The sequence below is a fragment of the Polaribacter sp. SA4-12 genome, assembly GCF_002163675.1.
Taxonomy (GTDB): Bacteria; Bacteroidota; Bacteroidia; order Flavobacteriales; family Flavobacteriaceae; genus Polaribacter.
In genome coordinates, this window is sequence record NZ_CP019334.1 from 1,535,010 (window position 1) to 1,548,004 (window position 12,995).

At 29.4% G+C, this 12,995-nt stretch carries 10 protein-coding genes and 1 pseudogene; all 11 read right to left on the reverse strand.

Going from position 1 to position 12,995, the window contains the following annotated elements; translation table 11 throughout:
* Positions 1-64: 64 nt before the first annotated feature.
* The 11 genes and pseudogenes from BTO07_RS06580 to BTO07_RS06625 all read right to left on the reverse strand — a co-directional run bounded on the left by BTO07_RS06580 (position 65) and on the right by BTO07_RS06625 (position 12,980).
* Complete coding sequence (locus BTO07_RS06580; RefSeq protein ID WP_087520476.1) at positions 65-367, reverse strand: helix-turn-helix domain-containing protein; 303 nt, start codon at positions 365-367, stop codon at positions 65-67.
* Positions 368-2,727: 2,360 nt separating this feature from the next.
* Positions 2,728-2,895: a hypothetical protein gene (locus BTO07_RS17405; protein ID WP_198342520.1), complete on the reverse strand. Its 168-nt coding sequence runs from the start codon at positions 2,893-2,895 to the stop codon at positions 2,728-2,730.
* Between the two features lie 28 nt (positions 2,896-2,923).
* Positions 2,924-4,657, reverse strand: coding sequence for a T9SS type A sorting domain-containing protein (locus tag BTO07_RS06585; RefSeq protein ID WP_087520477.1), 1,734 nt, complete (start codon positions 4,655-4,657; stop codon positions 2,924-2,926).
* 12 nt (positions 4,658-4,669) lie between these two features.
* Complete coding sequence (locus BTO07_RS06590) at positions 4,670-5,869, reverse strand: T9SS type A sorting domain-containing protein (RefSeq protein ID WP_157663298.1); 1,200 nt, start codon at positions 5,867-5,869, stop codon at positions 4,670-4,672.
* Between the two features lie 10 nt (positions 5,870-5,879).
* Positions 5,880-7,787 (reverse strand): cellulase family glycosylhydrolase, encoded by a 1,908-nt coding sequence (locus BTO07_RS06595; protein ID WP_157663299.1) that lies wholly within the window; start codon positions 7,785-7,787, stop codon positions 5,880-5,882.
* A 3-nt stretch (positions 7,788-7,790) separates the two neighbouring features.
* Positions 7,791-8,132 carry a hypothetical protein gene (locus BTO07_RS06600; protein WP_087520480.1) on the reverse strand — a complete coding sequence of 114 codons (342 nt, stop codon included), beginning with the start codon at positions 8,130-8,132 and terminating at the stop codon, positions 7,791-7,793.
* Positions 8,133-8,384: 252 nt separating this feature from the next.
* Positions 8,385-9,248, reverse strand: a complete 864-nt coding sequence (locus BTO07_RS06605) for a sugar phosphate isomerase/epimerase family protein (RefSeq protein WP_087520481.1) — start codon at positions 9,246-9,248, stop codon at positions 8,385-8,387.
* Positions 9,249-9,253: 5 nt separating this feature from the next.
* Positions 9,254-10,099, reverse strand: coding sequence for a sialate O-acetylesterase (locus tag BTO07_RS06610; protein WP_157663300.1), 846 nt, complete (start codon positions 10,097-10,099; stop codon positions 9,254-9,256).
* Positions 10,100-10,101: 2 nt separating this feature from the next.
* Positions 10,102-10,938 (reverse strand): annotated as a pseudogene (locus tag BTO07_RS06615) (metallophosphoesterase family protein); the annotation flags it as partial.
* A gap of 43 nt (positions 10,939-10,981) precedes the next feature.
* The gene (locus tag BTO07_RS06620) at positions 10,982-11,392 is read right to left on the reverse strand and encodes a fibronectin type III domain-containing protein (protein WP_157663301.1); all 411 of its coding nucleotides are present in this window, start codon (positions 11,390-11,392) and stop codon (positions 10,982-10,984) included.
* On the reverse strand, positions 11,379-12,980 hold the full coding sequence (locus BTO07_RS06625; RefSeq protein ID WP_087520485.1) for a sulfatase: 1,602 nt from the start codon (positions 12,978-12,980) through the stop codon (positions 11,379-11,381). Before BTO07_RS06625 ends, BTO07_RS06620 begins: the two co-directional genes overlap by 14 nt.
* Between the last annotated feature and the right edge of the window lie 15 nt (positions 12,981-12,995).

Consider the following 12,995-nt stretch of genomic DNA (forward strand, 5'->3'; position numbering starts at 1 on the left):
TCGATACAAAAAAACAGCCAAATTATAGCTAGACATTTTTATTTATACTAATCGAATAGACTATTTAGTACACTCTTTTTTTATTGATTGATTGTTGTTCTAAAACATTTAAAATATCTTGTTTTTTAAACCGAATTTTATTGCCCAAACGTATTGGATTTATAATACCATATTTAGACCAAGAACTAACAGTAACTAGACTTATTTTTAAGTACTCAGCAACTTCTTTACGAGTTAACAACTCATCACTTTTGGTTTTTGATAATTGTTTTAAATAGCTTTCAATTTTTAGCAATAATTTATCAGCAACTTTATCTGCTAATTCATCTACTGATACTTCTGTGATTTGGATTGTTTTTGTAATCATTGTTATTTGGCTTTTATTTCATTATATTTAAGCTTCTTTTTCAGGAAGCCTTTTTCAAGGCTTTTTCATAGCAATTTTTACCCACCTCTCTACGATGTGGGTTTTTATTTGAACTAAATTTAAACAACCATTAAAATACCTAGTGTGTTGGCAGCAGCGTGGATAAGTGTATAACTTTTTATTTGTTTTGCTTTATCCTTTTGATTGTTTTTGTTAAAAGTGGATGCCCTAAAATTTCTTTACTATTTGAAACTTTATCGATTATACTTCATAAAGTAAGATTGTAATTCGCATTTACTTTTAGTGAAAACAATTGACTACAGTTTTGTTAACAAATAAACATTTATACTCTTATTGGATTTTTCTTGATTTTATAGGTGCTCTCAAAACTATTTGAATCATTCTAATTTACATATTACCTCAACATTTTATTGAAACTAAAATAGCACTTATAAAAACAATGCATAAGTGTTAGAACCTTTATTGAATAACTATATTATCCTATTTTGTAACTACGTGAGCGTTGGATTAGCGGCTATTTAGTTCACGACCTTTCTATTTTACGGGAGTTTATGAATATCCTTAAAATATCTTTATAGTTACAATTTAAGCATTGGGAAGCGGCTATTTTACATAATGGCGTTATAGTGCCTGGAGTTTTTACGGAAGAGCAGTATAACTGCGCATTATGTTACTTAGCTTTGGGAATTATTGCTTATTGTAAGAAAGTGATTTCATACTTAGATTTTAATTCCCCTAAAAATTCTAAAAAAATAGACTTCCTTTAAATATCTTAAACCTTTATTTAGTGCAAATATATTTATCGATTATATATTGAGAGATCGGTTTTAATGTTTTACCCGTTTGAGGATGCAAACCTAAAGATGTAAATACTTCTAATTTACCATTTGATTTTTTTCCGTACCAAATTATTGCTTTACCATTCTCCCCAAAATATTTTACCTCACAATTAGGCTCATTTTTTTTGAAAAATTTTATCCTTTCTTCTTTGTGAATTTTTAGTTGGCATACACTGTATTTTTCTGTATCAAATTTAACCTCGACATATTTATCATTATCTCAAACCATTCATCTTTGTTTATTGATAGAAAAAACGACTAAAAATGTAAGAAAAATAATACTTAATATAACAGCAATTTTATTGTTTTGTACGCCTTTTAAAAATCCTTCAGTAGCTTCAAGTTTTTTATTTTTTTGTTTTCCCTGATGTGGTTCACTATTATTTTTTAACACTACATTATTTTCAGCAAAATCAAAATAATCTTCATAGCCTAAATATTTACAAAAAGAATTTAGTACAATTTGCTATTTAACTACAACCTTCTTCTCGTTATGATTTCTAGCATCATTATATAAAACACGTAAACTTTTATCACCAAACGAACATTTAACAAGGCATGAGGTCACAGAAATACTATCAATGAATATTTCTAGTGTTCATAATATGAGTAAAAAGGGAATCCCACAAAAACACCAAATCTCTGGGAGAGTATTATACATAAGATCAGGAATAGAAAATTCAATTATCAAACTAATTTAATAATTGGATCAAGAACAAAATTATGCCTAAACCGATAATCTACATTTTAGGGTAAAATCTGTATTAGTTATAAAAACCAAAGCAGACTAATCAATCTTAAGTTAAACATCATAAATTTAATAACCCAGATTTCTTTGCAACAGTTGGGGGGTAATGATTCTATTATAAAAAAAGAAGATATTTCCCCAAAGTGTTGCATCTAAACAGATAAAATTATAAAATGAATAACAAACATTATTATTTTTCAACACATACAATTAACCGATCTATCTAAACTCGCTAAGAAGCTGAAGCAACATACAGAACATTAGACGAAGATACCATAGATATGTTTAATCAACTTTTAGTCGATAATTAATAAAGAACTAAGTATGAAAAGCCTTTTAACTGCTCGTTTGGATCCGAGTTTGTTTCTCGGCGTCTACACAGAAACAAAAAATCCTCCAAATTTGGAGGATTTTTTGTTTTAGACAAATTAAAGAAACTTCTTGAGAGTATCCTTGTTTTAATATAAAAGGATGTTCTATAAAAGGTGTTTTTAAATACTTTTCTTTACAATGATAACATTTATATCCTTTGGCTTTAGGTATCAACTTTAAAATAAAACGCCTTGTTAGTCTTTTTCTATAACTAGATTGGCATGAGGGACATTTACACATTTTGTTGGAGATATAGTTAATTAATAACCATTTCTTTTCTCATAATTTTTTACATAAAAAGCCAGTAAAAATACTTACTGCCTTTTTTAAATTTATTAATAATCGTCAACCTTTTAGAATGACACAATTATGTTTAATATTTAAAACCCTGTCCCTGGAGCTTCGGGGCTAGCAGCTTGCGCTTTTTGTGGACTTAATATCATATAAGTTCCTAGTGCAGTAAGTGCTGCATATTTACCGTAATTACCAATCTTTTTAAGAGCGTCTTTACGAGTAATTTCTTCTGTATTTTTTATATTATTTTTCATTTTGTCTTGTTTTAAAAATTCTCGTAAATTATTCTAAGATTATTTTTTTGTTTAAAGTTCCTTTATCAGATTGAAGTTTTACAATATAAACTCCTGTTGATAAGCTTGGTAACGAAACATTATTTGTGTTGGCAGCTTCAAAAGAAGTAGTCATCACTCTTTTACCTAAAAGGTTATATAATGAAACAGTCGATTCTCCTTGTGTTAAACCAGTAATTTTTAAATTACTATTACTTGTTTTATAAATACTTACACTATTTAATAATGTTGCATCTAAACCTAACACAGAAGATGTTCTAGTATGTATATAAAAACGACCATTTGTAACCGCTTCAGAAACTGTTGTTTTATAAGTTGCATCTGTTTCGTCTAAACGTATAAGTGTTTTGTTTGTTCTATCTTCTAAATATACGTTATACCCAGCAGGTACATTTAATACGTCTGCTCTAAAAGTAATTTCTGAACCAGCTTTAGCATTTACGCCTACAGAAATAATCATATTTTCTAAATTAGCATTAGGTAAAGATTGTATTGCTAATTTTTTACCAGTATTATCTTTTACTAATTGTGTATAAAGAGCAAACTCTGAACTATAACCACCAAATAGAGAACTATCATATCCACTATCAAAAGAGGTTGTAGAATTATCTGTATATCTAATAGAAGTACTTCTTCTAACATCATCTGTAGCTATTAATAAATCTATTTCAAATCTATCTTTAGAAGTTTTATAAAACCCATCAGTTTTTGCATGTGTTTGCATCGTTTCTTGAAACTTAAAAGCACCACCACCTGTTTTTGCTTTTACAAAGAAACCTTGCACTGGTGAAATATGATATGTAGCAAAATCTCCAAGATTTTTTGTTATCCAATCTCCAGTACCTCCACCAGCAGTATTATCCCAAAACCACAAAGTTGCTTCATCAAGAATTCCTGAATTTAAAGCTAAAACATTATTAGTTGCATGTGCTGCTGTATTTGCAAACAAATATGTAGTAAAAGGATTCCCCATTAAATTAAATCCATTTCCACCATCCGTAATAGCAATAGTAAAATCAGCATCAACTAATTTACCTTTAAATTGAACATCTGGTTTTGTTATATCTCCAGTGTTGTTCAATTTTGTAGAATACCCCTGACCTTTTTCTAATTTGTCAGTTGTATTAGGTAAAGGATTTGGAAAATAAGTATACTTTAACCCTGCAGCATTTGCGTCATTGTAAGAAGCTAATGAATATTTACTACTACCATTTGTTACAATGGTTGTTGCATTAGTAACGTAATTATTAATTGTAGCTTGTTTAAGAGGCGAAGAAATTAAATGCCAATCATCATTACTAGGTAATCTCATTTTAGCAGTAATGTTTCCACCAGAAAATGTACCTCCAAAAATTAAGGTACCCATACTTTTACCAGTTGCAGTAACAAAAAGAATATTACTATTTGAACCAGAAGTAACATTATTAGTTACATTTAAACTTTTTTCTGCATTTATTTGTAATTTCCCTGTTCCTGAAGCAGTAATAGAATTTGCTAAAGCTCCGGCTACTTTTATTTTAGCTAACATTCCATCAGGAATAACTACATCATGTGCAGCTGTTGGTATTATTCCTAAAGACCAATTTGTAGCTGTTTCCCAAGTATCATCTCCTGCACCAGTAGTTGCAGCAACACCATCTAGAAGTGAGTCGTTAAATGTATTTGTTTGCGCACTCACAACTATTGAAGCAAGAAAGCAAATTGTTAGTATAATTTTTTTCATATTTTCTGATTTTTAGTTAATTATTAATTTTTGTGTAGATAAATTATTTTTAGTATCAATAACTTTTACGAAATAGATTCCGCTATTTAGTTTAGAAACGTTTAAAGTATTTGTTATGTTAGATGCTCTTTCTAATACTTTTTTACCAGCGATATCAAACACTAAAATTTTAGAAATTGTATTTGTTGTATTAATTTTTATAGTAGAATTTGCTGGGTTTGGGTAAATAGATAAATTGTTAAAAACATTATCTTTTGTAGACAACACTTCTGTATTATCTATAACAATACTGCTAAACTCCATTGTACCTGCATCTGCTGCTTTACCTGCATTGTCGCCTGTGCTAATACCAACACCAACTGAAAAAGACACATCTCCTGTCCATTCAGCAATATCTTTTAAGTCAAAAACATACGTTTTTGCTTCAGTATCATTTGTCGATATTACTTTGGTAACAGTAGAACCATTTGCAACAAAACGTAATTGATCATTTGTAGAAGAATTATTTTTCAAAACAATGGTAACTGTTTTATTAGTAGTTGCATTTACATGACGTAAATTCTGAACTAATTTTGCAAATTTTAATGCTTCTGGTGTAAATGTTAATGTACCTGCTGTTGGGCCAGAAATAGCTCCATTTGTTGCTATAAAACCCTCAGTATCATTATTTGTTGCAAAACTAAATATTTCTTGCAGTGTAGTCGGTATTGTTGCTACAATTTGAATTTTATCAATATCTATAGTTACTTGAGGATCTGGCAATACATAATCAGTGTTTCCAGCAGCTCTAAAGTGTAACTTAATATCATCCATTGTCCCTGTCCAATTTGCATTAGACATATCAAACCAATAAGTAACAAAATCAGCATCTCCAGTAGTTATGTCGAGGTTTTTATATACTCTACCACCAGAAGGTTTTAAAAAAGAAACTCTTAAAAAATCTGGACCAGTTGCACTAATATTTTTTAATGTAACTCCAACAATTGTATTTACAGATGTATCTACACCTGCTGTAAGAGTAGCAAACGTTGGGTTTTTTAAAGAACCATCTGTTGTATTGTCTTTTGTTGTAAGTTTAATTGAAGTTGCTTCGTTAGTTGCTGTTACACCTCCAAGCACTGTCCAACCATCATCTGTGTTTGTAAAGTCGAATGTCTGTCCAATTCCAATAAATGGTAAGATCATTAATAATAAAAAAGTAATTTTTTTCATAAGAATAGATTTAATTGTTAGTAATAATAATTTTTGAAATTTTAGAGGTGTTATCGTCAAAAGAAACTTGTAAAAAATAGATACCATTGCTAAATTTTGATACATCTATTTGATTTTCAATCACTTTAATTGTAAAAATTTTGCTATTGATATCTCTTAATAGAATTTGTTTTATTTTTTTAGTTGAAGAGATGTTTAAGAATTGATTTGCCGGATTTGGGTAAACCCTGAAGGCAGAAGTTACAGTAACGTCATTTTCTACATTTAAAATATTTTGGTCAATTGCAGAAAAATCATCAAAATAATAAGTTCCGATACTATTGCCACACAATACTTGAAACTCTAGTGATGTTGTATTTTGAGGAATTTTGTATTCATATTCGAATAATTGATAATTTGAATTTGATAACGTAAAATTTGAAGAACTAGATAATACTGTAGTTCCATTAGTAATGGTCTTAATTCTTATTTTAAACTGCAGGTTGTTTACAGACCCTTTTGCAAAAGCTGAAAAGTTGATCGTTTTTCCAGAAAGAGTGTTATTATCTACAAGAGCATTTTTTAAAATAATTTTGTTAAATGCTGCACCACTTGTTGTAACATTAACTTGTAAAGATTTAGAGCTATTTCTACTATTAGAAGCCTGAGCTTCTGAAAAAGCAGAAACTGCTGGAGTTTGAACAAATAAACTCCAATTAGTATCAAAACCACATTCTATATCTGCGTTTTTAATAATTTCAGAGTTTAAGCAATTAATTCCTAATAGTGCATTTCTAACACCAGTAACCCAACCTCTGTTTTCTACTTTATAAATTGTTTTGTTTGATTTGTCACCTGCATCCCAAACTGTAAATGAAAAACCTAGATCAATTGCTTTTTGAGCTAAATATCGATGAAACTCTTCACGAGAAGTTTTATCAGGTCCTCCAAAATCGCCAACAGTGTTTTTAGAATAATCATAACCTTTTTCGTTATCTGCGCCAAACTCACCTAATAAAACAGGAATATTTTTAGATTGAGACCAAGATTTAACGAAACCAAAATTGGTGTCAATTTCTGTTTTGTCTACTGTTGTTCCCCAATCAAAATCATTATCAACTTCTCCTGCAGAAGCTGTAAAAGCTCTTGGCCAATAGTAGTGAAATGTTGCAATTAGATTGTCATCACTTTTTATAATAGCATCACCAATTTGTAAAGCAGCTTCATAAGAGTTTTTTGAACCTCCTGTAATGATAATATTTCTATTAAGATTTTTACTTCCAGAATTTCTAATGATTGAAATAATATCTGAATTTAAAATATCCATTTCAGTATCACTTACCCAAAAATAAGGTTCGTTTATAACTTCAAATAATAAATTATCTGAATACTCTTTAAATCGATTTGCAATTTGTGTCCAGATTGCTCTAAACTTCTGATTATCCGCAGCTCTTTTAGCAGATGTTGGGTGTGTATAATAAGCAGACCATTTATCTTTTGAGCTAAAAGTATAAGAAAATTCACTTTTTAAAGTGGATCCATGAAAATCTAGAATGGTTATTAAACCGTTGTTTAAAGACCATTTTATAACTTGCTCTATTCTATCTAAATAAGAGTCTTTTATGATATAATCTGAAGAATTACCGGTGTAACTAGAAGAAGTATTGGCATTTTTAGAATATCCAGAAGTATCTCCGGAAGTTCTACTTCCAAAAAAATCAATTGGTATTCTAACTGTTTTAAAACCAACATTTTTAATATCTTCAAAATAACTTTCTGTAAATGCTGGCGCCCAATTTCCTTCAACAGGAGCACTTAATACATTACCTAAATTAATACCTCTCCCCATGTTAGCTGCCATTTGGCTAGGGGATACTTGCCCAAACGCAGTTAACGTTAGAGAGATTAATATTAATAATATGATTTTTTTATTTTTCAAACTTTATTTCTTTTTTCCATTTTTACGAGCCTTCATTTGTTCTTTAGTCAGTACTTTAAAAATTTTTGAGTAGTAAGATTTATTTAATTTCTTTTTATCTTCTTTACTAGCCTTTTTACCTAATTTTCTATAAGCGGTAATTCTCTCAACTTGAATTTTAGCCACCTTTTCTTTTTGCTCATCAGATAATGATAAACTGTTATCTCCTTTTAAAATTTCTTTATTTAATTTTTCAACTAACTCAGTTGCTTTTTTTTCAATTTTTTTTAGTCCTTTTTTAGATTGAGAAAAGCCTAACGTGGAAAGCCCTAAAAAAAGAATGCATAAGAATGTTATTTTTTTCATTTTGTATTTGGTTTTTTAAATTCAATTAATATTGATGTTGTAAAATTCTACATATAATTGATTTTTAAGGTTCAATAATTGTCTAATAGGGTTTAAAAAACGTAAAAACACCTTAAAATCAATGACTTTAAGGTGTTTTTAGAAAATTAAAACGTAATCGATTAAGGATAAAATCAACTACAATTTAGGTAATTTACTTGTTGAAAAATTGTGCTTTTCAGAAAAAAACAATCTTTAAATACTACTATCATATTAAAATAAAGTTTTTAAACCTTTAAAATTTTCTTCTAAAATCACTTCTGGATCTCCTCCTTTTACGTGCCCTAAAATATTAAAAGGACCTCTATAATTTAAGTTTAATAATTGTTGAATCATCTCTTTTTCTAAATCACCTTTTCCAATAGTGATGATTTTTGGCCCTCCAGATTTCATCCCATTTAAACTTACTGACCATAAATACGGAAACAGTTTTTTAATATTTTCTGAATATTCATCTAAAGAATCATGCGTGTGATGAAAGTTAAACACAACTCCTAAATTTTGTTTTGGTAAAGATTTTATAATACGAAGTTGGTTCTCTGGTTTTCCATACCAACCTCCATGATTATAAAGTGCTATTTTAGAACCTATTTTTTCGGCTTTTTTAGAAAGGTATTCTACCATTTCTATAGACTGTTTTAACGATTCATTATCAGATAATTTATCAAAATATGTTGGTTGAAACCCAACCCAAATTTGGGTTTTTAAACCTGATTCTTTTAAATTTTTAAAAACAACTTCGCTTTCTGGTTTTAAAGAGCCTACTTTATCTTTATGTAGATTTATATACAACCAAACTGCTTTTACTTCAATTCCTTTTTCTTTTGCTAATTCCCATTCTTGCTGCATAGTTGGAATATGCTTAGGTCTATAACCATACGCATATTGTTTGTAACCTAAACGTTCTAACATTTCTAAACGTTGCTTAGGAGTTCTTTCTTTAACGTCAAACCCAACTATAGACCAGGGAATTAAATTATTCTTATCAAATGTTACTTTTTTAGACTTTTTATAAGTAGCACATGTTGTGAAAAGAGGCATTAAAACAATAAGTGTTATTAGTTTAAGGTATCTCATTATATTTAATTAGGAAAGTTTGTTATATAAAAATCGAAAAAGTATTCTCCAATTTTTTTCATACTACTTGTTACATAATGACCAACTGGAGGTGGATTTCTTTCAAAATAGAATTTCGATTTCTTATCTGTTTTCTGTGGAATTAAAACAACGTTTTCATCTTCTTTAGCGGTATTTTTCATTCCTTCTACTACTTTTCCACCACCAACTTGAAAAATTAAAAAAGGTAAGTTTGGTTTGTTGAAGTCTTTTCTAGCTGAAGAAATAAGGTTCTTTAGGTTTACTTCATACTCATTTGCAGGTTTTGGTCCAAAACGCTTGCCACTATCAGTTTCACCTTGTACCCACAACATTCCACAGAGTTCATAATCTGTAAGATTAGCAAGTGTTTTTTTTGAATAGTCTATAAATTCGGCATATAGTTTAGGTTGTTTTTGCTCTTTCATTAAAGTTGCTTTTTCAAGACTCCAATCTGGATTCCAAGCACCATATAAAGACATTCCTCCTCTTGAACGCTTTATTAACAGAATTTTATGGTCAGGATATTTTTCTGACATTTTAATTCCGAAAAATAATTCTGGGCCAAAAAGATAGTCAGCTCTAAATTTTTTGGAAGTATGTTTTGCAACTTTTGTTGAATCAAGAGGTTTTCCTTCATCAAAATTATAATAAAGGGTTACATTTTTTTGTGCTTTTTTAAGACGTTGTTTATCTATTTCTGATAAATCTGATGCTTTTGCACGACCATCCATATTCGATTGTCCTGCTAAAAGAAAAACTTTTGTTTTTTTATCTTGTGAGCTGCTATTAATTGCAAAGAAGAATACTATTATGATAGCCAGTTTATTCATTTTCATTTTTTTATAGTAAATCTATCAAACTCTTTTCCTGTGTAAGAATTTATTCCTTTGAAGGAAAGTGTTTTTCCATCAATAGAGAAAAGACCAAAACTTGGTACGTGTTCAAAATGAGCTACAATTGACCCATCTGTGCAGTTTTTAGATTCTGTTGGGTCTGCTTTCCATTTTTTATTGATTTTTCCTCCAGCTCCAATAGTAATTGAAATAAATCTATTTTTTAGTTTTTTATAATTAGTCTGGTTTGTTTCAGATACATCAACATTTCCATCACCATCATAAGGTTTTAAACGTTCATATGTATGTGCATGACCATTTAATACAATATCTACTTTGTTATCAGCAAAAATAGAATACAATGAAATTACGTGTTCATAATCATTTTTATAGGTACAACTTTTTCCATTATGATGTAGATAAACAACAATCCAATCGTATTTATTTTTGTTGACTTCTAATATTTCCTTTAACCAAACTACTTGTGCTTCCTTATTAAAAAACCCTCCATTACTTGAATCTAAACCAATAAATAGTGCATTAGAATAGCTAAAGCTGTAGTAATGTTCATTTCCTGGTAATGCCCATTCTTTGTCAAAATTCTTTTCAGGATCAGAAAGCCAATCGTGATTTCCTGCAACAGGATAAAAAGGGGTGTTTTTAAATACTTCTTGAAAAGGTTTAAATAAATGATTGTCGTAATTTTTGCTTTCTCCTTTAGGATATACAATATCTCCCAAGCCTAAACCAAAATCTGGTTTTAGTTTTAATTCTGTAATTCTAGCTGCTGGTTCTTTTGCAAAACTTCCTTTGTCTTTTGCACCAATATCTCCTAAAGCATAAAAAGTAAAAGATGTTTTTTTATTATCAGGAGCAGTTTTAAATGTATATTTTTTCTCCTGTTTCTAAAAGATGCCCATTAGAATAAATTGCATAATTATACGTTGTTTCTGGCTTTAAATTTACAATGACAACTTCATTAAATTTATTTCCTTCGTGTTCAGTTAAAAAACCTTTTACAACAGTTTTTTCTAATGAATTTAACTCATTATAAACCACTGAACAATTTGTTACAAGCAAATTTGTTTTCCAAGTAATAGTGGAAGTTGTTGGTCTTACCATTTGTAGATAAGGCTGACGAATTAATAAAGGTTTTTCTCCAATTGCTTTAATATTAACTATTGTTGATTGGTTATTATTAACAATACTTTTTGTTTTACAACTATAAAGCATCACTAATAAAAAGAGTACGGAAAGTGTTTTTTTTATTTTATTTTTATTTTGAAGCATCTAAATAATTAGGGATTCCATTTCCATTACTGTCACCTTTTTTTTCTTGATCATCTGGTATTCCATCTCCATCTGCATCTCTCTTTAAAACTTTACTTTTATCTGTTAATTGATAAGGTTTTGTTTTTAATAAAGCTAAACAACCATCTGCTTCACCAAAACTTCTAATATTTCTTGAGAATTTGTGTAATAAAGGTGCATAAGCCTCTTTTTCTACAACAGCTAAATTTCTTGTTTCATTTGGGTCAATCTCATAATCATACAATTCATAAAAATTATCTCTTCCTTTTTTCACCCATTCAATATATCTATATTTTCCCTTAATTCTATAACCGTACCCTAAACCTCTTTGACCTCTATAGACAGTAATTGCTCCAATTTTAACTTGTGCATTTGTATCATTTAAAATTGGAACTAAGCTTCTACCTTTTATCTTTCTTCCTATAGAAATTTTAGCATTTTCGGGTTGTTCTGGAATATCTAAACCAGCCAACTCACAAAGAGTCGGATAAATATCTACCGTAGAAACTGCTGAAAAAGTTTGCCCTTTTGCATTCGGATTTCTTGGATCAATTATTATTAATGGCGAAGAAGATGCTACTTCTAAATTAGAGTGTTTATTCCAACGTCCATGTTCGCCTAAAAACAATCCATGATCTCCCCAAATTACAATAATAGTATTATCTGCAACACCTAATTTTTTCAATTTATCGATTACCATTCCTATTTGAGCATCTACAAAAGAAGTACACGCATAATATCCTTTTTTTAACTTTAACTGAAAATAATCATTAATTAAACCTGTTTTTAGATTCATATTTTGTTTCACATCTTTCCCGTGAATTGCATAGATTTTTAAATCATCTCTACCAATTGGCGCTTTTTGGTTTTCTGCTACTTTAAATTTTGTATTGTCATATAAATCCCAATATATTTTTGGAGCGATAAAAGGTTCGTGTGGTTTTTTAAATCCGATTGCCATAAAAAATGGAGCATCTTTTTTTGCAACTTGCTCTAATAACTTAATTCCTTCTATACGAATAATTCCGTCTACATATTTTTCATCAGTTAAATCTTGAAAATCTAAAGCCATTCCTTTTGATTTATGCCCCCCTTTTGGTGCTAAATAAGGAATTGTCCAAGACGCAACATCATCTCCATCTTTCGTGAAATTATCTTTGGCTTTATTTCCAACAGTTCTTGGATCGTGAATTTTTCCTGCGGCAGCAGTTGTATACCCATTATTCTTAAAATGTTGTGGTAAAAAAATAACATCTTTTAATATTTTTCTGATGGGTTTAAATCCAATCACCCCCGTTTCTTCTGGCATTAAACTAGTCGTCAATGCTGATCTTGAAGGACCACAAACTGCATATTGCACTTGATGGTTTCTAAAAGTAACACCTTCTTTTGCCAACTTATCAATATTTGGTGTAATAGCCTGTTCATCCCCATAGACACCTAAATTATTTCTTAAATCATCAATACAAATTAATAATATATTGGGTTTTGATTTGTCTGTATTTTGCGCATTAGCTGACTTTAATATAAAAAAAGCTATAAATAATAAGATGCTATACTGTTTCATTTTTATAATTATATT